Source organism: Micromonospora sp. ATLC16 (genome assembly GCF_057196645.1).
Genome location: NZ_JBXUOW010000081.1, coordinates 1 through 20,426, shown reverse-complemented (window position 1 = coordinate 20,426; position 20,426 = coordinate 1). Strand labels below are relative to the sequence as shown.

20 protein-coding genes and 2 pseudogenes are annotated in these 20,426 nt (G+C 67.3%); 11 read left to right on the top strand and 11 right to left on the bottom strand.

The window, feature by feature from the left end; all coding sequences use genetic code 11:
• Window positions 1-204 precede the first annotated feature (204 nt).
• On the bottom strand, window positions 205-1,416 hold the full coding sequence (locus AC2CHE_RS23785; RefSeq protein WP_484507073.1) for an ISAs1 family transposase: 1,212 nt from the start codon (window positions 1,414-1,416) through the stop codon (window positions 205-207).
• A 19-nt stretch (window positions 1,417-1,435) separates the two neighbouring features.
• On the opposite strand from AC2CHE_RS23785, the gene AC2CHE_RS23780 reads away from it, so the two are divergent.
• The 8 genes from AC2CHE_RS23780 to AC2CHE_RS23745 all read left to right on the top strand — a co-directional run bounded on the left by AC2CHE_RS23780 (window position 1,436) and on the right by AC2CHE_RS23745 (window position 6,137).
• The gene (locus AC2CHE_RS23780; protein ID WP_484507072.1) at window positions 1,436-2,140 is read left to right on the top strand and encodes a DUF4265 domain-containing protein; all 705 of its coding nucleotides are present in this window, start codon (window positions 1,436-1,438) and stop codon (window positions 2,138-2,140) included.
• A 156-nt stretch (window positions 2,141-2,296) separates the two neighbouring features.
• Entirely contained in the window at window positions 2,297-2,683 is a 387-nt protein-coding gene (locus AC2CHE_RS23775; RefSeq protein ID WP_484507071.1) for a DUF6578 domain-containing protein, read from the top strand.
• 347 nt (window positions 2,684-3,030) lie between these two features.
• Window positions 3,031-3,627 (top strand): hypothetical protein, encoded by a 597-nt coding sequence (locus AC2CHE_RS23770; protein ID WP_484507070.1) that lies wholly within the window; start codon window positions 3,031-3,033, stop codon window positions 3,625-3,627.
• On the top strand, window positions 3,627-3,866 hold the full coding sequence (locus AC2CHE_RS23765; RefSeq protein ID WP_484507069.1) for a helix-turn-helix domain-containing protein: 240 nt from the start codon (window positions 3,627-3,629) through the stop codon (window positions 3,864-3,866). The genes AC2CHE_RS23770 and AC2CHE_RS23765 overlap by 1 nt, the downstream gene beginning before the upstream one ends.
• Window positions 3,867-4,128: 262 nt before the next feature.
• On the top strand, window positions 4,129-4,539 hold the full coding sequence (locus AC2CHE_RS23760; protein ID WP_484507068.1) for a RidA family protein: 411 nt from the start codon (window positions 4,129-4,131) through the stop codon (window positions 4,537-4,539).
• A gap of 132 nt (window positions 4,540-4,671) precedes the next feature.
• On the top strand, window positions 4,672-5,196 hold the full coding sequence (pyrE, locus tag AC2CHE_RS23755) for an orotate phosphoribosyltransferase (protein ID WP_484507075.1): 525 nt from the start codon (window positions 4,672-4,674) through the stop codon (window positions 5,194-5,196).
• Window positions 5,197-5,283: 87 nt separating this feature from the next.
• The gene (locus tag AC2CHE_RS23750; RefSeq protein WP_484507067.1) at window positions 5,284-5,739 is read left to right on the top strand and encodes a GNAT family N-acetyltransferase; all 456 of its coding nucleotides are present in this window, start codon (window positions 5,284-5,286) and stop codon (window positions 5,737-5,739) included.
• A complete protein-coding gene (locus AC2CHE_RS23745) occupies window positions 5,667-6,137 on the top strand; it encodes a SitI3 family protein (RefSeq protein WP_484507074.1) in 471 nt (156 codons plus the stop codon). The genes AC2CHE_RS23750 and AC2CHE_RS23745 overlap by 73 nt, the downstream gene beginning before the upstream one ends.
• A gap of 66 nt (window positions 6,138-6,203) precedes the next feature.
• On the opposite strand, the gene AC2CHE_RS23740 is transcribed toward AC2CHE_RS23745, so the two are convergent.
• From AC2CHE_RS23740 to AC2CHE_RS23730, 3 genes are all read right to left on the bottom strand, one after another.
• On the bottom strand, window positions 6,204-6,740 hold the full coding sequence (locus AC2CHE_RS23740) for a DUF6624 domain-containing protein (protein WP_484507066.1): 537 nt from the start codon (window positions 6,738-6,740) through the stop codon (window positions 6,204-6,206).
• A gap of 164 nt (window positions 6,741-6,904) precedes the next feature.
• The gene (locus AC2CHE_RS23735; RefSeq protein ID WP_484507065.1) at window positions 6,905-7,798 is read right to left on the bottom strand and encodes a hypothetical protein; all 894 of its coding nucleotides are present in this window, start codon (window positions 7,796-7,798) and stop codon (window positions 6,905-6,907) included.
• A gap of 11 nt (window positions 7,799-7,809) precedes the next feature.
• The gene (locus AC2CHE_RS23730; protein WP_484507064.1) at window positions 7,810-9,066 is read right to left on the bottom strand and encodes a DUF6880 family protein; all 1,257 of its coding nucleotides are present in this window, start codon (window positions 9,064-9,066) and stop codon (window positions 7,810-7,812) included.
• 745 nt (window positions 9,067-9,811) lie between these two features.
• Here AC2CHE_RS23730 and AC2CHE_RS23725 point away from each other — a divergent pair.
• Both AC2CHE_RS23725 and AC2CHE_RS23720 read left to right on the top strand, forming a co-directional pair.
• Window positions 9,812-10,348 carry a transposase family protein gene (locus tag AC2CHE_RS23725; RefSeq protein WP_484507063.1) on the top strand — a complete coding sequence of 179 codons (537 nt, stop codon included), beginning with the start codon at window positions 9,812-9,814 and terminating at the stop codon, window positions 10,346-10,348.
• Complete coding sequence (locus AC2CHE_RS23720) at window positions 10,272-11,000, top strand: ISAs1 family transposase (RefSeq protein ID WP_484507062.1); 729 nt, start codon at window positions 10,272-10,274, stop codon at window positions 10,998-11,000. The genes AC2CHE_RS23725 and AC2CHE_RS23720 overlap by 77 nt, the downstream gene beginning before the upstream one ends.
• Window positions 11,001-11,023: 23 nt before the next feature.
• On the opposite strand, the pseudogene AC2CHE_RS23715 reads toward AC2CHE_RS23720, so the two are convergent.
• The 7 genes and pseudogenes from AC2CHE_RS23715 to AC2CHE_RS23685 all read right to left on the bottom strand — a co-directional run.
• Window positions 11,024-11,233, bottom strand: a pseudogene (locus tag AC2CHE_RS23715) (transposase family protein); the annotation flags it as partial.
• A 296-nt stretch (window positions 11,234-11,529) separates the two neighbouring features.
• Window positions 11,530-12,693 carry a hypothetical protein gene (locus AC2CHE_RS23710; RefSeq protein ID WP_484507061.1) on the bottom strand — a complete coding sequence of 388 codons (1,164 nt, stop codon included), beginning with the start codon at window positions 12,691-12,693 and terminating at the stop codon, window positions 11,530-11,532.
• Window positions 12,694-12,741: 48 nt separating this feature from the next.
• Entirely contained in the window at window positions 12,742-15,567 is a 2,826-nt protein-coding gene (locus AC2CHE_RS23705) for an AAA domain-containing protein (protein WP_484507060.1), read from the bottom strand.
• A gap of 95 nt (window positions 15,568-15,662) precedes the next feature.
• Complete coding sequence (locus tag AC2CHE_RS23700; RefSeq protein WP_484507059.1) at window positions 15,663-17,096, bottom strand: protein kinase domain-containing protein; 1,434 nt, start codon at window positions 17,094-17,096, stop codon at window positions 15,663-15,665.
• A 245-nt stretch (window positions 17,097-17,341) separates the two neighbouring features.
• Window positions 17,342-17,836: a transposase family protein gene (locus tag AC2CHE_RS23695; RefSeq protein ID WP_484507058.1), complete on the bottom strand. Its 495-nt coding sequence runs from the start codon at window positions 17,834-17,836 to the stop codon at window positions 17,342-17,344.
• 114 nt (window positions 17,837-17,950) lie between these two features.
• A complete protein-coding gene (locus tag AC2CHE_RS23690) occupies window positions 17,951-18,424 on the bottom strand; it encodes a hypothetical protein (protein WP_484507057.1) in 474 nt (157 codons plus the stop codon).
• 79 nt (window positions 18,425-18,503) lie between these two features.
• Window positions 18,504-19,691: a chymotrypsin family serine protease gene (locus AC2CHE_RS23685; protein WP_484507056.1), complete on the bottom strand. Its 1,188-nt coding sequence runs from the start codon at window positions 19,689-19,691 to the stop codon at window positions 18,504-18,506.
• A gap of 329 nt (window positions 19,692-20,020) precedes the next feature.
• Between AC2CHE_RS23685 and AC2CHE_RS23680 the strand changes: the two are divergent.
• Window positions 20,021-20,324 (top strand): annotated as a pseudogene (locus tag AC2CHE_RS23680) (transposase family protein); the annotation flags it as partial.
• Between the last annotated feature and the right edge of the window lie 102 nt (window positions 20,325-20,426).

Here is a 20,426-nt window from a genome sequence, read left to right as displayed (position 1 = left end):
CACCACCATCGCGAAAGCCCTACGCCGTAACAGCCGGAACCCGTACCGACCGCTACAACTACTCGGGATCACCTGAAAACGGGCGTATGGCTACCTTGCCTGAACCCTGGGAGTCCGCGAGGTAGGGGTCCATGTAGGACGGGTGCGACCCGTTGGTGATCATGGAGTTTGCGAAGACCTCATGACCCAGAACAGGACCCAGGGTCATTGCGTGTTGCTGTAACTGCTGGTCACGGTGGTGATGAGATCGTGTGATCGGCGGTCGGCGCGGCGGTTGGCGCGGGCGATGTTGGTTTCGCCGTTGACGCGGTGCCAGCCGATCGCGGTGTTACGCAGGGTGGCCATGACAGCGGGCCCGGTGCCGGTCCGGGCCTGGTGATGATCCTCACGGAAAGTCACGTCTCGTACGTTGTGGACCTGATTCTCGATCAACCACTCTGCCCTCGCCCATTTCTGCAGGTCAGCGGGCTGAGCGTCGGCGGCGGGCAGGGACGTGACCAGGTAGGCGGTCTCCCTGCTGGTCTTGCCGTTCACGGTGCGGGTCCGGGTGATCCGGGCGGCCTGCTGGGCGCGCGGGAAGGCGATCCCGCCCGGGGTTTGCTGGGTGACGGCTTTGACCGTGCGGGTCTCCTTGCGGCCGTGTCCGCGGTCGTGGGTGCGGTCACCGACCGGGATCTGCGCCCACGGCAGGGTCTTGAGCTGGGCGTGAAGGGTGGGCTGGTTCCCCTTTGCCTGTAGGAGAAGGTGTGCTCCGCGGCTGGTGATCTGCTCGGCGTGGCCGGTCTGGGTGTGCAGGGCGTCAGCGACGAACAGCACATCGGTCAGGCTGCCGAGGACAGCCTGCACGGCGTCGAGCAGTGGGGTGAACGCCGGGATTTCATTGCTTTTCGTGTCGACGGTGACCTGGGCCAGGACGATGCCGGTGCTGGTGTCCAGCGCGGACAGCAGATGCACCTGGCGGCCCTCGGGCAGGCGGGCGGCCCGCAGTGTCTTGCCGTCGACGGCTATCACTGTCCGGTAGCGGCGCGGCCGGGCGGGTGCCGGCGGTGTCCGCGACCGCAGCCAGCCGGCCAGCACAGCGCTGACCACGCCGGCGTCGAGGCGGGTCAACAGCCGCCACATCGTCGTGCCGGCCGGCACGCCCCGGGTGAACCCGAGCCGCTGCTGGTCGGGCTCGTCGAGGTCGTACAGCCAGTCGACGATCGCGGCGAACGAGGTGGCACCGGCCAGGACCGCGCAGACCGCGACGGTCAGCAACGCCACGAGGGGATACCGGGTCCCGCGAGGGTTACGCGGGTCCGGAATCCGGCTGAGGGCTTCGACGAGCCCGGCGTGTTCACTACCGGTGACCGGCGGCGAGAGCGTGTCGGAGCCAGGGGTTGTCACGGTCAGTGCGCAGATCAGAGATGATGTCATCGGCGGGTGGAGTTCCTCGGTGATCGTGCAGCGTCAAGAACTCCATGATCACCTTGAGGGCTTCACCCGCTTCATCCGCCTCCACAAAGGCCACTCACCCCAGGAAATCCCAGCTCAGCTGACCGCCCCGCGAGAACGCAAGAGCCCTGGCCCGCTTCGACGGGTCGGCCTCGTTGTCCTGCACGTGCACCGCGGTGTTCCACTCGTGGCAGACCTGCACCGGGTGAGAACCGAACCGCTGCTCGCACTCCGTCGCCCAGCCGTAGCCAGGATCGGTCAGATTGTCCCAATGTCAGGTGGACCGGCATCGGCCCGCGGGATAGGCGCCGAGGCTCTCTCGCTGGACCGAGTCCGGCTGCCGTCTGCGCCATGGGCCGCGCTGGATGCCGCCAAGGGTGACATCTTCCGCGTTAAGCAGGAAGAAGACGGGCGGCTCTGGGTACGAGAGAAGGTCGAGGCATCCGGCTACTGCGCGATCCGGGTGATGCTTGCTTCCGGCGGTCCACTCGGTCCACTCGATGTTGGCACCAGGGTCATCCTGGAGAAGTTCTATTCCTTGGGGGTCACTGGCACCGGCATGTTCGGGCTGACTGTGATCGACGTTCCGCCCGAGGCTGACCTCCGGCTTGTGCGCCAGCTGCTCGACACCGGCAAGCGCGATGGCTGGTGGGATTACGACGAGTTGTGTGTCACCGAGGCGTGGCGGAGCTTGGCGACACCGTAGGCTCTCGTTCCGCGACGAGCGGACCACTGCGGTTCGCCAGACTGCTCGTTCGCCGGGCTGTCGGCCGGGTGGATTCAGCCGCGCGACAAGCGGCCGGGACGCACCCGCTCGGCGGCTAGATGAGGACGGGATCGCGGCGAGTACGAAAATGGCGTCGTGGAGATCAGGGTCTGGGTGGATGACTGGCAGATGCAGTGCTGTGGCGAGCCGTTTACGGTTGGCGATCGAGTCTCCTGGAGGCTACGAGACCTGGACTCCGAGTGGCCTGGGCTCGTGCTGGGCAGCGACCTGGCCCGTGGCGTTGACAAGGCCGAGGAGCACCACGGAGGCGTGAGCGAGGATGCAGCCTCTGTCGTGGGGGTCGTTGCTTCGATCCATGCCGTGCACTGTCGGTATGCCCCGCTGCCTGACGAACCTTCCACTCACCTCTTCCCCGTGCCCGGATCCGGCGCCATGACCTCGGTTCGGTCCGCGGACGGATGGACTCCCGACCGCGACGACCTCAAGTTCGCCGGATACGTGGTGCAGCTGACCCGCGAATAGAAAGGACTACCGGCCCCGGCATCCGCACCATCTACAGGCAAGCGCTGAGCCAGATAACTCGGCGTAGCGATCAGATCGCGGCAAATCCGGGTGGTGGCGCAGCGGGCCGTCGGCGACCGCGCAGAGGTGCTCGACGCAGAATTCGTTGCCTCCGGGATCGAGCATGACGACATGTCCCAACTGCTCGCCGTAGGAGGGATCGGACACTGCTACCGCAAGTGCCGGGGCAACCTGACGAACCAAGAACAGTTGCCGGGCGGCTGTGACGACCAAGCCACGTCACGGGCTTGACAAGCAGCCGACCCCTTATCGATTATCGAGTTATCGTTTGTCGATAAGGAGGCGTCGTGAAGTGGTGGGACAGCCTACGCCGGCCGGACTGGCTGAAGGAGCTGCAGGCCGTGCTCACCCTCGGCCTGGTCGTCGTTGGCGGGTTGGGGGTGTTCGGCGCCGCGGCGGCGGGCGGTGGTGCGCTACAACTGGAGCTGCCCGCCTCGGCGGTCTCCGGCACCGTCGACCACGGGCTGCGCGAGAGGGCCGCGGTCGCCGCAGAACAGGATGTGACCATTACGGTGGCTGATCCGAGCCTGGAGCAGCGGGTGGCGTGGGTGCTGACCGCCCTGCCGACCTACACGGTGGTCGCGGCGCTGTTGGTGCTGCTCCTGTTGATCGTGCGGCACGCCCGCAGCGGCGACCCGTTCACCCTGGCCACCGTGCGGCGGCTGCGGGTGCTCGCGGTGGTCTCGCTCGCTGGCGGCTACCTGGGGTCTGTTGTGGAACTGCTTGCCGCAATACACCTGTCAAGCACGGTAACCACCGACGGCGTCGTGGGTTTCTCGCAGTTGCCCCTGCACTGGATCCTGGTCGGATTCGGGCTGTTCGCCGTCGCCGAGGTGGTCAACCGGGGGTATGCGATGCGCGCCGAACTGGAGACGGTGGTCTGATGCCGCCCGCGGAGGAACACCACGTCGAGCTGCACCTCGACAAGCTGCTCGCGGAGCGGGGAATGACGCTCACCGAACTCGCCGACCGGGTCGGTCTGACACTGGCCAACCTTTCCGTACTCAAGAACGGTCGCGCCCGCGCCATCCGGTTCAGCACCCTGAGCGCCCTGTGCCACGAGCTCCGGTGCCAACCAGGTGACCTGATGACCGTACGCCTCACCCGGCCGACCCACGGGTAATTTGACCCTCCTGCGACCGTGGCGCTCGCCTCGGACGACCGCCCACGGCTACCTGGCTTGACAGCCATCCTGGCCAGCCGAAACATCGCAGGCTAACCGCAGGACAGCCGGCTGGGCTTCCCCCTGAGATGTGGACACCTGAGACTGGACCCCGGCCTGGCGGACCCTGCGTGGTGCGCGACTCGCGGCAGGTCGGGGTACCCGAGATCGTGGGCAACATAATGCGGTCGTCACTGCCGAGATCGTCTGCAAACATGCGCCCATGACCGCATCCGACTCCGTTGAGCTGATCCGAGTTCCACAGCTAACCGATCGGGCTCCGTACGCCTATGCCGCAGTGGCGTCTGACGTACGGAAGCTCGTGTTCACTGCCGGTGCCTGCCCGCTCGACGAGGACGGCGCCACCGTCGCGGTCGGAGACGTGGCCGGGCAGGCCGAGCAGGTCATGGCGAACCTGCGCACCGCACTGGCGGCGGCCGGTGCCGACCTCATCGACGTGGTCAAGACGACCGTCTACGTCGCCAGCAACCGCCGCGACGACCTTGTCACGGCGTGGGACGTGGTCAGTCGACACTTCGGCCCGCACGATGTGCCCAGCACCTTGCTGGGAGTCGCCGTCCTCGGCTACCGCGACCAACTCGTCGAGGTAGAAGCCGTCGCCGCTCTGTGCTGATCACTCAGTCAACGCGCGCGGCGCGGCATTGCCGGACGTCGACGGTTCAGGGCGTCGTCCTTGCAGGACGATCTGCGGGTTGCCGTCGAGGGGCACGATTGCTTGATCCAGGCGGGATGCGAGGCTGGTCGAGTGACTTTCCCGCTCGCGCGCCGCGTCTATGACACCTGCCACTTGACCGGACGGTTCCGTCTGCGATCCGGGCAGATCAGCGGGGAGTACTTCGACAAGTACCTGTTCGAGGGGCAGCCGGACCTGTTGCGTAAGGTCGCCGAAGCGATGGTCGCCTTGCTGCCGGAGTGCGATGTGCTGGCGGGGATGGAGATGGGCGGCATCCCCCTTGCCACGGTGATGTCCCAGCTGACCGGACTGCCCACCGTGTACGTGCGAAAACACGCCAAGGCGTACGGCACCAACAAGGTCGCCGAGGGCGGTCCCGTCAACGGCCGCAGTGTCGTACTGATCGAGGACGTCGTGACCACCGGAGGCGCCCTACTGGCATCGTGCGGGCAACTGCGCTCCATCGGCGCCCAGGTGGAGACGGTCGTCTGCGCCATCGACCGCGAGCAGGGCGGCCGTCAGAATCTGGCGACCGAGGCGCTGCAGCTCCGTGCCGCGCTTACCCGCCGCGACCTGGAAACCTCCGTGATGGCGTGACAGCTTCAGGGGCCGCACGACCGGTGCCAGATGTGCGACTGCTTCTGCAACGCGGTCGGTTGCTGCGGGACTGGGTAGGCTCCCGAGATGCTTCTGCGCGACGTGAAGCCAGCCGACCTCGATGCGTATGTCCGCATGCGCTGCGATCCGGTCATGATGTCGGAGCTCGGCGGCCCGCAGCCGCGCGAGTGCATTGCCGGTCAGCTCAGGCGTGACCTCGAGACGGTTCGCGAGGACAGCGCCTGGATCAAGATGATCGTTGCCGGTGACTCCGCGCAGGTGGCGGGGACGGTGACGCTGTACCCCCATGAGGGCATCTCCGAGGTCGGTTGGATGGTCCTGCCAGAATTCCAGGGCAGAGGCTTGGCGGGCGAAGCCGTCCGCCAGGTTCTCGACCTGGCCCGCGCGGATGGGCGTTGGGGGCTGATCCACGCGTTCCCGAGCACGACGAACGCCGCATCGAACGCCATCTGCCGCTCGGCCGGGTTCTCCCTCATCGGTCAAGAGGAGACGACCTTCGCCGGGCGCATCTTTCAGAGGTAGCTGCCCTGACCGCTGCCGACCCCCGCGAAGTCCCACGTCCCACCTCGAACCCTGCCCTTCTCTCCGCCCGCCTGTACGACCAACGCGGCTACGCCATCACCGTCCGCGCCGGCACCGACGGCTACTGGGAGGCCGAGGCCGACGACGAGGAACGGTGGGAATGGGAACCCACGACGAACGTGTCCGTCACCTTTTCCATGCGGGCCGACGACATCGTCGAGAAGGGGATCCCCAACATGGTGGTGGCGGTCAAGAGAGTCCTCGTCGGCCGTCACGAGGACGCGGCGCTGGTGCAGGACGGCAACTACCTTCTCCTGACCCGCATCGATGGCGTCATCCGCACCTACCGCCCGGACTGGTGGCACCACTACCATCTCGAGCGGTCCTTCACCGGCTGACGTTCCCCGCGTCGTGGACGCGGACATCCGCAGATGGGTGCGTCTCAGCGCGGCCCGGCCGGGTGGTCAGTGCTGTTGGTCTTCGGGGTATCGCTGGCGTAGTTCGTCGGCGTAGTCGTCGAAGGACCCAAGTCCAGCGCTGCGGCGGCGTTGGTCGAGGTGGTGCGGGTCTTCAATCGGTTGGGGTTGGATCTGGCCGGTGCCGTCGGGTCCGTACCAGAACTGGGTGCCGTACACCTGTGGTCTGCCTTCGGCGCGGCGGACCCGGTCGGTGAGGTAGGCCAGGTGGGACGGCTCGGCCTCCCCGTCGGCTACCGCCTGTTCGAGCAGGCGCAGGCAGTGGCGTTGGAAGTCCGGGTCGTGGTCGGCGTGTTGCGCGAGCAACCAGGCCGCGGTGGCGCCGTCCTTCCCGACATCGCTGCGTCGAGGCCACCCGTGCCGGTCGATGAGCTGCGTCAGCCATGTGGTGTTGTCGACGTCGACCTCGCGTACCCGTGCCCAGAGGCCGTCATCGGTCGCCCGCCGGCTCGTCTGGGACCGTACCTGTTGGTCGCGGTCCATCCGCTCGATCAGCTCGGCGGCCACTTCTCCGTGCGCAGTCACGACGCTCCTAACAGGGTTGACGCCGCCGCCCTGATTACCCTGCTTACCGACCGGCTCAGTGGGCGATGCGGCGGCGGATCACAGTGACACTTCGTCTCCCACTCGGCTCCCGAGCCAGCGGATTCGGAAACCACGGCATGTGCCACGGTAGTTCCCGCGGGTGGCTACGAGCGGGTCGGTGAAGTGATCGTGGCTGCGTGCTCGTCGAGGAGATCGGCGTAGGTGTCGATATCCACGGTGTCGTAGTGGCAGCGTGCGAGCAGCCGGTTCAGTCGTTCGGCGATTTCGTCCGGGTCGAGGTCGAGGCGTTCGCACAGGTCACGGTGCGTGTCCACGAGCGGTCCGGCGATCTCTTCCGGTTGGGTGCGGGTGATGTGGTAGGCGTCGCGGAGATGTCCGGACAGGTCGTCCCAGACGATGATGGCCTCTTCGATCAGGTCGAGGGCGGTGGGGGCCGCGGGGTGGGCGGCCAGGATCTCGACTTCGGTGGCCAGGCGGTGCCCGGCGGCTTCCACGTCGGGGATCTGCCATCTGCTACCGGTTGTCACCGCTGCCGCGTCTGCCACGGCGGTACGGAAGTCGGCGAGGCCTGACGTGTCGGCGGCGTCGAGCATGCCGGCCTCACCGAGCAGCAGGGTGGCGAACAGGCGGTCCCGGACCGCGTGCCCTGCTACCAGGTCGGCCAGTTGGCGGGGTGAGAGCCGCTGCACTGCCTGAAGGTAGTCGGCGTGGTCGGGCTCGACGGGCGCGGCGCCGGGTGGTGTCGCGGCGCCGGAGAAGGCGACACCGGCGTGAACCGCGGTCAACGCGGTCGCGACCGCGTGCGCGCACAGGTCGGCATCGGGGACGCCGCAGTCGCAGTCGCCGGTGAAGATCCCGTCGACGATGCCCACCCACGGCTGGAAGGTGGCGTCGTGGTCTCGTACCACGGCCTGGACACCACCACCGGCGGGCTCCAACTCACCGACGTTGTCGTCAATGAGCAGCCGCGCCGCGGCCTCACCCACCGCGGTGGGGATCGAATCACGAAACGCCTCAACGTCGATGCGGACCGCCACAGGCAGGCACCCTACCGGCCGGAGGACATGCGGGCGGCGTCGAGCTTGGCCAGGAACGTCGGCCGGCGCCGGTGCTGCGCGCGCAACTCCTGCAGGTAAGCGTCGAACTGGGTGAGCTCGCCGGTGGCCGCGTACGCCTCGCGCAGGTGGCGTAGCAGCGTGATCGCCTTGTCGTAGCGGCGTTTGTCGGACGAGTCGAGCAGTTGGGCGTCGATGAGCGCCTGGTAGGGCTCGCGTACCTGCGCGGGGTGGTTTTGCCGTCGCGCCTCCAACAACTCGACGCGCTGCCGGACTGGCAGCTCGTCCCTACGCGTCAGTGCGGTGTGCCACGCCTCGTCGCTACGACCGGCGAGAATCAGCACGTCGATCAGGTGGGGCAGGTATCCCGCCTGCCGGGCGGCACGCTCACGCACCACCGTCAACGCCCGCTCGGTGTGTGCGGCGTCCTGGTCGGTATCGGCGACCGTGGCCAGCAGCGACCGGAAGCTGTCGATCGTCGGCTGGACATCGAACGCGCTCTGACGCTCGACCACCGCAGCCTCCGGTGCACCTGTCTCGATCAACAGCCGTACCAGCAGGTCGCGCAGTGTTGCCGTCTGGTAGCCGGGCTCGTGTTCGTCGAGGCCGCGCCGGGCCCAGACGATCGCTTCGGCGGGCCGCTTCGCCTGCGCCAACACCGTCACGATCCGCCGGTACTGGTCGGCGCTGACCAGATGCTCCGCCAACACCCGCACATGTGCGTCGACGTCACCGGAGACCTCAGCCAGCTGCTCCCGCAGATACCGCACCGCCCACTGCCGATGCCAGTCATCGGACTCGGACGTGGCGGCGGCACGCTCGTCTACCAGCCGGCCGACCTCGGCGAGACTTTTCGGCCCCAGCGCCGGCGCCCACTCGCGCAGCACCACCTCCGGCCAGCCCGGGCCATCGCACACCTGCTTCACCAGCCACGCCGCCAACCCTGCCGGTCGCGGCGGCGCGGCCCGACATGCCCGAGCGTAGACCTCCATCAGGTACGCCAGGTCGTTACCGAGCACGCCAGAGGAACTGTCCATGTACATCAGGGCGCTTGTCATCCGATCGACCGCCTTGCGCAGCACCGGCACCGCGACCGCCGCCTCACCCACGTCGATCAGTCGCTGGCCGCGGTCGGCAACCTCACGTGCGGTGCGCGAGTAGGCATCCCGACCCGAGTACGGGTCACGGCGGCGATCCCGCCGCAACCGATCCACCAGCACCGCCAGCTCGCTGTCATCGTGAACCCGCACCGCTACATCACACCAGAACACGCACGACATCCCACGGTAGGCAAGCGCCCCGACACGGCCGCGAGGCTGAGTGACGCGCCAGTCGTCACCGTCGACGAGAATCTTCCAGCCGGAGCGGGCCTGGGGCCGCCAGCCCGGGCCCCGGTCCAGTCAAGGTTGGGTGGGTACCAGCTGAGTGGGATGACGCCGATCAGACCCAATCCGGGTTTGAAATCGATCCGTGCCGATTACCCGACACGAACTTTCATGGCTCAACTACCAGTATCGTCCTGGGTCCTCGCAGCCAGTGCTCCCGGCCACCACGAGGAACTCCGCTGACCGTGAATTTACTGCCCCGTGCATACTACCGCCGTGGACGTGACGGGCATGGCTACCGGCTCGTGCCCGCCGAGACCGCCGATGGTCGGGGGCTTGAGGCGGTTACCTCACCCGATGGATGCATGCTGTCGGTGTCGGTTGAATCCGCCCGCACCGCGGTGACCGGCAGTTCATGGCGGGACTCGGCGGCGACGGTGACCCGGATGGGTGCAGTGGTGACCCTAACAAGAGAGCTTGGTCGGCGTCCGGATGTGGCCGGCGACCGGTGGCCAGGGGGCGGGCGACGCAGGGTCTTTGCGTTGTCGGTGTGCAGGGCTGTGAGCTGGGCTGACGTGGCGATCGGGGTCTACTGAGGGCGGGTGCGACCCATCGGTGATCATGAGGTTTGCCTAGAACTTCGTGATCCCGGGAAGGGCCGCACCCGCGTATGTCATCTTCACCGATCAAGGTTCTGCTGCCAACCACACCCGGCGCTACGCCTCCCGCGCTGGTCACCGATCGTGAGCGGCCGGGGTTGCTGGTCGCGTTGCAGGTGGTACCGGACCCGCGCGATGCGCGGGGTCGCCGTTACGGTCTGTCGAGTCTGCTCGCGGTGGCGGTGTGCGCGGTGCTGGCCGGGGCGTGCACCTTCACCGCCGTACATGATTGGGTGCGTGACCTCGACCGCGCGGCGTGGTGCAGGCTCGGTTTCACCGACACGGTCCCGGCGGCGACGACGCTGTGGCGGCTACTGATCCGCGTCGACGCGGGCGTGTTGCAGCAGGTGTTGACGCGGTGGCTGCGCGAGCGCAGCACCCCGTGGCAGGTCCGGGGGCCGCAGGTGGCGGCTGGTCATCGCCATCGACGGCAAGGTCCTGCGCGGCGCCCGCACCCCCGACGGCCGGCAGGTGCACCTGCTCGCCGCGTACGACACCCGGACCGGGATCGTGCTCGGCCAGGTCCAGATCGAAGCGAAATCCAATGAAATCCCGGCGTACACCCCGCTGCTCGACCAGGTCGTCGCCCAGCTCGGGTCGCTGCGCGGCGTGGTGATCGCCGCGGATGCTCTGCACGCGCAGACCGGGCACGCCCGCGCCGTCGCCGCCGGGGGTGGGGACCTCATGGTCGCGGCGAAGGCCAACCAGCCGAGGCTGTACGCACAGCTCAAAGCGTTGCCATGGCATGAGGTCCCGGCCGGTGACCAGCAGCGCGAGACCGGGCACGGCCGCAAGGAAACCCGCACCGTCAAAGCGTTGACCGTGCGCACCGATGGTGGCCTCGCGTTCCCGCACGCGCAGCAAGCGGTGCGGATCACCCGGACCCGCACCATCAAGGGCAAGACCAGCAGGGAGACCGCCTACTACACCATGAGCCTGCCCGCCATCCTGGCCCAGCCGGTCGACCTGGGCACGTTCGCCCGCAACGAGTGGCTCATCGAGAACGGCCTACACCACGTCCGCGATGTGACATTCCGCGAAGACGCCCACCAGACGAGAACCGGCAACGGACCCGCCGTGTTCGCCACCCTACGTAACACCGCAATCGGCTACCACCGCCTCCACCGCGCAACCAACATCGCCCGCGCCACCAGAACCGCCAACCGCCGATCAACCCAACTCATCGACACAGTCACGTAACGTCACCGGTTTTGCGCAACGGCCCTGACCGCCCTTCCGGCGACCGGCAGGTCACGTGGCCGGGTCGTGGTCCACTGCTTCACGCGGACCGCCTGCTGCCCACACTTGGGGCAGCATCGTGCCTGCTCACAAACGGTGGCCAGGTCCACCACCGGGACACCGACGCCATCCAGCTCGACCCGTTCGGCGACCAGGCCGTCCAGGCCCAGCAGCCGGGTCGTATCGTGGACCATGCTCGCAGCTCTTCACTTGACCATCCGACTGAGACACTCAGATGATCACCGATGGGCTGCGAGCCCCCTATATCCGGTTCGCCGCCAACCACGAACCCCGCTCAACTTCGAAGAGCCGACATGACGTGCAGCAATGCGTGACTTCCGCCCAGGCCCCAACTTCCGGCCGGTTGGGTGGCAGCGGCAATGATCGGCCTGTCGGAGCCATCCGGCGTGAACCGGAGTCTGGCAAGCTTCGCCACACGGGAGCGGGGACTGCGACATCTTCGTCGCACGTGCGTCAACCAGAGCCGCAGCTACTCCAGTGCGTCGAAGTGGACGAGGTACGCGTGCAACTGCTCCTTCTTCGCGTACCGGTGCAGCTCGTCGAGGGTGGGTGTGGTCACCTCAAGTTGTTCAGCCACGGTCCTCAGCCGGCCGGTGAGGTCGGCTCTGGTACGTACATCGCGGAGTTGCGTGATGGCCAGAGCCCGCCGGAGTGCTGCCTGCCGTCGTAGCTTTGCGTCGTCGGTCCAGATCTGCACGAAGTGCCGCTTGCGTAGCTGGTACGACCCGATCCGACTGAGTGGCATTTTTGGCGTGCCACCGAAGCTGTCCGCGACGAGGGTTGCGCGCCAGACACCGCTGGGCAGCTGCCGTAGGGTGCCTTTCCGTTTGCCGTCCGCGAGCCAATTGGTCCAAATCTCTCGCGGGTCCTGCGACGGCTCGGCTGCGATCAGCGTCCTGATGAGCGGGACCCGGTCGCACAGTGACTCCAGGAAGGTGTCTCGTTCGCCGTGCACCCCGCTGTAGGCCAGCAGCCGACCGTCGGCGTCCTCGATGAGGTAAGCCGGCAGGTAGGCGTCCTGGTGCCCGAGCACGCGCAGATTCCGCAGTTGCTTCGGCAGGTTGAAGTCGAATCGGTCCGGTCGCTCTCCGAGCTGCGTGACGATCTCAGGCCGGAAGGTCGAGGGCGAGAAGAGCGGAGCGAAACGTGATCCGTCGCTGACCCGTTCGGCGGGCACGTGGGGTGTGGGCAACAGGCTCAGCGAACCTTGGTAGTGGCTGCGGGGGAGCGGGCGGGCGGTGAAGCGTTCGACGAGAAGCTGCTGGCGGCTTTCCTTCGGAACGTAGCGGACGTCGGCACGGGCGGAGCTTTCCCCGAGCGGGGTAAGCGTGACCAGCCCCTCGGTGTTGCGGACGTGGCCGATGAGAGTGAGGAACGCTAGGCAGCGTTCCACGAGTGAGGTGGGTAGACCGTAGAAGGCTGCCAGGTCCGCCGATCGGTGCAGCCCGGCTTCCAGGATGCCCCGCACCAGGAAGCGATCGATCACCTCGTACGCCTGCTCGTCGTATACCTGTGCCGCTGTCTCGACCTGCCAGAGCGGCCAGAGCACGGGGAAGAGCCGCGCCGGGCGCACCCCTGGCACGGTGACTGCGTGCTCGATGGCTCGTTGGGCGGGGTAAATGACCCGGGTCACGAGAACGTCCCGCTTACCGTGCTGATCGTCAGCGTGGATGCTGCTCCGTCAGTCATTGAGCACCCCCTCGATCTCCCGGGAGGGTCGGCGGTCACCCACCGCGTCGAGGTGGGCGATCAACGATTGGATCAACGCGGCGAATCCTGGGTCCCGTGCGGCACGCAAGGTAGTCGTGTCGCCCACCAGGACGAGTTGACGCCGGGGTCGGGTTATTGCCACGTTGAGGCGTCGGAGTTCGGTGAGAAAGCCGATCTGGCCTCCATGGTTGCTGCGGGTGAACCCGTAGACGATCAGATCCCGTTCACCGCCCTGGAACGAGTCGACGGTGCCCACGTTGTCGGCCACCCCGGCGTCACCGAGCTCCTTTCTGAGTAGCTGCGTGATCAGCTCCGCCTGTGCCCGATACGGGACGATGATCGCCCAGTCGGCGTACCGTGTGGCGTTCCGGCCCAACAGCTGGACGATCAGCCGGGCCTCCAGCTCGTTGACGTAGCCGGGTCGCCCCAGCCCATCCACCGAGCGGTCGGGCTGCTCCCTCCGCCGTGTCGCTGGCTGGTCCGACGTGTCGATCATCGCCAGTGGCGCGCTGAACACAGGGTCGGGCGGACCGCCGGGGTGATCAGTCTCCAGTAGCCCCCGGTAGAAGGCGTTCGACACGAACTGGGCCAGTTCCGCCGGCATGCGTCGCTGCACCCGCAACATGACCCGGTTGGTGTCTGCCAACCGGGGATAGAGCCGTTCGAAGGCGCTGCGCCGCAGCACGTCACCGACCAGTGTCGCGACCTCAGGGGGCCTATCGGAGGCGATGCTGTCGGCCCAGCTGCGTACCTCGTCGTCGAGGAAGGGTGGCAGTTGATTGTGGTCGCCGACCAGCACCGCCCGGCGGGCCCTTACCAGCGGCACCAACAGGTTCGGCGTCGAGATCTGCCCGGCCTCGTCGACGATCGCCACATCGAATTCCAACTCGGCCAGCAGGGTGGTGGTGGCGGTGCCAATGCAGGTGGCCGCCACCACATCCGCGTACCGGACCAGCTCTCGATGCAGGTCCTGCTCGGCGACGGCCACCTGCTCACGCCACTGCGCGAGTAGCCCGGCCCGATTGCGGGCCAGGGCCGCCGCCGACATCAGCTCCTCGTATAACCGCGTCCAGCCGGCCAGATCGTCAGGCACCCCACCGGGCACTGCGACCGCTGGGCGCAGCACCTCGCGCGCTGCTTCCACTGCCCGAGTGGCCTCGCCGAGCGCCTTCTCATAAATCTTGGAGGCACCGTCGCGGGCACTGGTGATTGCCCGAACTCCCGGGTCGGCGGCGACCAGCGCGTCGGCTCGGGCACGAACCGCAGCATACGACTCCTCGGCCAGTCGCATTGCCGTCCGCGCGGTGTTGAGCTGCTCGGAGATCGCGGCGAGATGCCGTTCTCGGCGGTCGGCGAGCCAGCGGAAGAAGAAAGCCGGCACTCCTGAGGCGGCTCGCCGCCGTGCCGTCTCGGCCTGCCGTTCATGGTGGCGGTGCCTTTCGGCGAGCGGTACCACACTCTCACGTGACTCCCGTGCTCGCTGGTCGGTGGCAGCGAGCTGTGCGGCGACGGGTGCGATCGCACGCTTGACCGCGGCTGCCAGCTCGGCGGTGCGGAACTGGACGTCCCGGTTCGCGCCCTGGGCCTCCGCTAGCCGCGCGGCCAGGTACCCGAGCCACCGCCCAGCCTGGTCATCGGTGCCGGTGAAGGTAGCCAGGCGGGAGGCCGTACCTGCGGTTGCCGCGAGAATCTCCTGCCGTAATGCTTCGACCTGCGTCTCCACCATGAACCCGCGTGCTTGCGCGGTCATTGTGTCCTCGTTACCGACCCGGACCGCCCGGACATCCGGCGGTAGTCGTTCGAGCACGTTGTCGACGGCGCGGTTGGTGTGGGAGGTGACCAGTACCCGCTGCCCACGTTCGGCGCACCCGGCGGCGATTTCGGTGATGGTGCGGGTCTTCCCGGTGCCGGGCGGCCCGAGCACCAACAGCAGATCGGGCACGGTCAGGGCAGCGCGGAAGGCATGCAGCTGCGCCGGGTCGAGCGTCTCGCGTGGCTGCGCGTCGGAGTCCGGCCGGTACGGCGCGAGACGCTGGTCGACCAGCTGGGTGAGCAGGTGGGGCTGGGTGCCACGTTGTTCCCGGAGAGTCTCCACCGCGTCGAGCTGCGCGCGGTAGACCCGGTCGCTGGGCAGCACCTGCAACGCACCTTGCTGGGGGATGCGGGCGTAGTCGACGGTGTCGTCGAATCTTACGGTGATCTCCCGGTCCTTGATCCGCAGCACCCGGCCGCGTAGGTCGGGATGATCGGTGACGAAGACCAGTGCACCTCGGCCCACGGTGGCGTCACGGAGCAGGTGGAAGGCGTAGACGCCGCGGGCAGAGTACCGCTCCTCACGGGTGCTGGCCAGCGTCCGGTACGGCAGGGCCGGCTCCCGACTTTGCCGCGCGATCTCGATATCCCGGGTTGCCTCAATGACCTCGGTGAGCAGGTCGAGGTAATCGACATGATGTGCTGGCATCGGTGGTGTCGCCACCGGACGGGGGACGGCGAGATCGGCCCAGGCCCGGCAGAGCAGCGGCCAGTGTGACGACGACCGCTGCGGCACGTCCCGGACGTGGTGGTAGGCCCACCAGCCCCTCGTACCGCTGAGGACCAGCGCCGCCTTGAGAAGGCGTTCCTGGTCCTTGAAGGAGAGCGGTGATACGTGTCCGAGCTGGTACGCGTCGCCGTGGTTGGTGGGGTAGAGCCAGGCTGCCCAGCGCTCGCCGTAGATGACCAGGCGGGAGCGGTCCGGCTCGACTCGGGCCGGCAGCGCGTTCGACGACGCCAACCTGCCGAACTCGTTGATCAACACCGAGGGATCCCGCAAGCCGCCCTGGGTGAGTTGATCGATGGCCTTGCCGGATGGTACGACCGCGACCGGGCCGGGCAGAATCAGGGACGCAACGGTCAGGGTGTGCCTCCCTGGGAGAGCAACCGTCGTCCCTCGCGAAAGGCACCCGCGAGGGCACGCGTCTCGGTGGAACGGCGGGACGGGTCCGGATCGAGGCAGCGCAATAGCAGATTGTCGACGTGGTCGGGCAGCTCGGGCAGTGTGGTCCGGATTGGCGGCGTTGCGTGCGGCGAGGGCGGATGGCCGGTCATCGTGTGATAGACCAGCGCTGCCAGCTGGTAGACGTCGACTGGAGCGGCGGAACCGTTGCCCCGGTGCTGCTCCGGTGCGCGGTAGCCGGGAACGCCCTCGCCTGGCTGGGGCGTGAGAGCGGCCAGACCGCCATCAACCAGCGTCGCGCGCCTGGTACGCCCGCAGAGCGCGATGCTGTCGGGACCGAGCGCCCGGTGACTTGCCCCTTCCCCGTGCAGCACCGTCACGGCGGCGCAGACATCGGCGGCGGCACCGAGCACGCCGGCAGCGGCGAACCGGGCCAGCGGCGTACCTGTGGGGCCGAATGCCTGCCGCCAGGTGGGCCCGGACGGCAGGACCGTGACCAGCGTGGTGGAGGCAGCATCCTCGGCCAGGTCGTCGAACGACGGTAACCCTGCTCCACCGTTCAGCTTGCGTAGGAGGCGGCCCTGCGCGCGCATCTCCTCACGGCGCCGCTGGGCCGCCGGCGTGTCCCGGATGAGGCGGAGTTGGCGGATCCGGACTCGGAGCGGGTCGTGCTGGACCCGGTCGGCGGTCGCCTCCCGCCAACTCCACGAATGGTCGTTGCTGACCTGTTCGGCGGCGTCGTCGTGTAGTAGATAACTGCGCGCGCCGATCCTGTGCTCGTCACCACCACACCAGGACCTCGGAGCGTGGGCCGGGGACTGCCGAGGCCTCTCGGTCCTGATCGTGACAGGCTCCAAGCGCTCCGGTCCGCCCGAATCACCGCTCTCCCGGTAGGGGTGGTAATAGGCGCGCCGAACATATCGTGCGGCGGGCTGCATGAGCTGACTCCGCAAGGCCGTCTCGTCCCACAGGACCAGCCGCACTCCGGTGAGCCGCGTCCGTGTCGGGCCCCAGCTGTCCCACCACTGGGCCATCTGCGGATCGAAGCTCGACGGTACGCAGAGCACCCACTCCTGAATCTGATAACCGTGCTGACGCGCGTTGCGTACGGCCGAAGCGAACGAATCCTCGATCTGCCGGCGATGGTTCCGCGTGACCCCGTGCGGGAAGTACTTCGCCTGCCAGATCGTGATCTGACCGTTGAGGTCGCCGACCAACGCGTCGATGCCCCAGTCGCCACCGTTGGCGAACACGAGCCGGGCGTCACCGCGTACCGCCTCGACCAGGAGCGCGATCATCTGTTCGAAGTCCTCGCGGGCACCGGTCGCCCCTGCCCGTGCCTGATGCGCGAAGAAGTGGATCGGCGGTTCCCCCGATGCCGCCCGTGTCACCGCGCCATCACGTCCCTGTCGTAGCCAGGCGTCGATTCGTACGACAGGGAGCATCCCAAATGACCGGCGACGAGGGCAAGAATGATGCCCCCGCCCAGGACATGAACCAGGACACTGTGTCCGCTGCATGCCGCTCGCACGATCCGACGCGATGTCGGATCGTAGTCGTGCAGCCTGGCACCCGCGGTTACCCGCGACGCACGCCAGGGAGGAGACCGGCCACCGAGCACGGACCGAGGATCACGTCACCACACCGGCACCTCCTCCACCGTGATCCACTCAACACATGCGACCCCGTGTCGCACGCGTAGTGACTTGCCGTCGATGGCGATCACCGTGCGGTACCGCCTCGGCCTGGTAACCTCGGCGGGAGTACGGGTGCGCAGCCAGCCCGCCAGGACGTTGCCGAGCAGCGTGTCGTCCAAGCGCGTCAGCAGCCGCCAGATCGTGCTGCCGACCGGCACTCCCGCGGTGAACCCGAGCTGTTCCTGAGCTCGTTCGTCCAGGTCGTGCAGCCAATCCGTGATCGCTGCGAACGACGACGCCCCGGCCATGACGGCACAGACCGCCACCGCCAGTAGCGGGGTCAGCGGGTAACGCACGCCTCGTGGGTCGCGTGGATCAGGAACAGCGGCGAGCGCGTGCAGCAGCCCGCCGTGTTCACCGTCGGTGACTGGCACCGCCTCGGCGATGGAGGCGGGTGCTCCTACGGCCAGTGCAGGGATGAGAGAGGATGCCATCGGCGGGTGAGGTCTTCCTCGGAGTCGTGAAGGGTCGCAACTTCATGATCACCGATGCGGCCTCACCCGCTTCATGCGCCTCCATAGAGGCCGAACGCGTCTCGAAACTCCTGGTCAACGGCCCGCTGGGCGACTATGCAATCGCCCTGCCCCGGCCCCGATGGCGTACCGGTCGTCCTGTGTCCGTGTGCCGGCTCCGAGGACGCCGGCGGCAAGCGCGACCAGGGCCGCCAGAGCCGCGACGAACGGGCCGCTGCCAAGCCGGGGATCCACCATCGGAATCCACTCGTCGAACAGTGCTGACGCGTTGTTGTAGCCGAGCGCAACGAACACCGTGGCTCCCACGACGAGGACACCCGCGCCTGCCGCCAACACGAGCGCCGATACCCGCTTGGGTGAGGTGAGCAACGTCCACAGGGCACACGCATGCGCCACGGCGACGGCCACCAAGTGTATGCCCCAATAGGGCAGTCGCCACGCGCTGATGCTGATCGTTCCGTACCAGGCCCAAGGGATGACGAGCACCGAAAGCACGCTCACGCAGGCCGCCACGCCTACAACTCCGAACGCGATCGCTCTGACCTTCATGTTATCCGCTCCGTGAAACGATGCCCTAGGTGAATGTGACGGCTCACCAGCCGCCACATTCACCTCGTCAACGATGTCGCTACGACGTCTGTAGCGTCAGACCCATTATTGCGGTGATGAACTGTATCTCGGTGAAGATGATGTTCTCGTATGAGAGGCCGGGCGTCACCGGGGTGTTTCCCGCACTGACGACACCCCGCGCGGCGACATACCCGTCCGAGGACCGGATCGACCAGACAGGTCCGCCACTGTCGCCATGGGCCACGGAGGGACACCCACTGCACTGCCGCCCCTCGACGCCGGTTCGCCAGCCCTTTCCGTCGCCGAGATGATACTGGAGGTAGTCGTTGATGATTTGAATCTGGCACCGATTCGGATAACTGGTGTACCCGCTCTGGCAGACGTACTCGCCCTCGAACGACCACTGTTGTGAGCGGACGTGGAACATGTAGTCGTCATTGACCCACACTCCGGACTGGGCGTTGCCTCGGATTAGTGCGGCATCAAATTCCACGTCCACTGCCTGCACGTTGCCGATGTTGTTTTCGTTCATGGCCCGTACGTTGTTCCCAGTGTTGTAGCAGTGCTCGGCCGTCAGGAGAAACTGTGTTCCCGAGGCGTCGCGCACGCCAAACGCGGAGGTGCAGTCCCAGCCGGAGGACCGGGTACTCACACGAGTCGGAATGCCCCCGGGGTAGGGGGACTGTGGGCTCTCCCGACTGACCGGGCGGACCGGCGAGCCGGCCACCATGACGATATCGGCCGCCGCGACCGGTCCGGCGCCGGCCGCCATCGCCGACAGGGCGTCGGCCCGCTGCGGCGCATCCGTTCTCACCTCTAACCCGCGGCCGTCGCTGGGGATGACGATCGAGTGCACGTCGATCGCGGCGCGCTTGGTGTCCGCGGCCGCCCGGACCTGAGCGGCGGCCTGCTCAAGCTCGATGCGTGCGTAACGGCTCTGCGTGATTTCGACGGAGGTCGTGTCCCGCTCGCCTTTCGAGAGCGCGGCGAGCCCAGTCGCGACCATGCCCTCGGCTCGCTCAGGATCGGTGGCGTAGACGGTTACCCTGCCAGTTGCCTGATCGATCTTGACGCCGCTGAAAATGTCGCGGTAGTCGGTGCGCCCGAGACCAGCGATCGCGCTCGCCAGGGAATTCGTCACGTCCGCATAGGCGAACTCCGTAGCATGCTCGCGGTCTCGCTCGTCAGAAGAAGCCGCAGCCGTCGACTGCGGTGCCACAATCGCGGTGCCTACGATGATGGACACGCCGATCGCGGCCAGTGTGTTCCTCGGTCCAGACCTGATCATCTAGTTCGCTCCCTACTTCAATTGTCGAACAGGATCGAGTCGTGAATGCGGTCCGCTCCGTCGTCACGATCCGTGACGTGATCATGGATGAGGCAAACGCACTCCCTTCCGCCGCAGGACGGACAGTGGGTTGCGTAGTCTAAACAGCCAAAGCGCACCAGAAAGTGACGGAAATCACCGTCCAGTGTGGCTGGTGAAGCGGCTCGGCCAGCCCAAGGGTCTGTCAAACGAACGGCTCTGTCTCACATTCGGTGGTGACCGAGGGCGGTCGATGTCGTTGAGGTCATGTGTGCAAGATCGATAATCTTACGAAGATGGTGTTCTCAGGGCTGTCCCCCGCTGGTGATCGATGAGGTCACGGACGAGGGCGAGCGGATCCTGGTGCGGGCTCGGACTCCTGGAGGGACGGCGGCCTGTCCGGGCTGTGAGGCGGTGACGGGCCGGGTGCACGGGTATCACCAGCGGACTCTGGCGGATGTGCCGGTCGATGCCCGGCCGGTAGTGGTGCGGGTGCGCGTGCGGCGTCTGCTGTGCCCGACGCAAGGCTGTCGTCGCACCTTCCGCGAACAGCTTCCTGGGGTTCTAGTACGGCAGCCGCCATTGGTCGTCTGACCAGGGTGGACGGTGTGGGTGGGGTGGGTGAGATGGGTGCAGCCGCCCTGATGATCATGTGTGTGTGAAGACAACAAAATC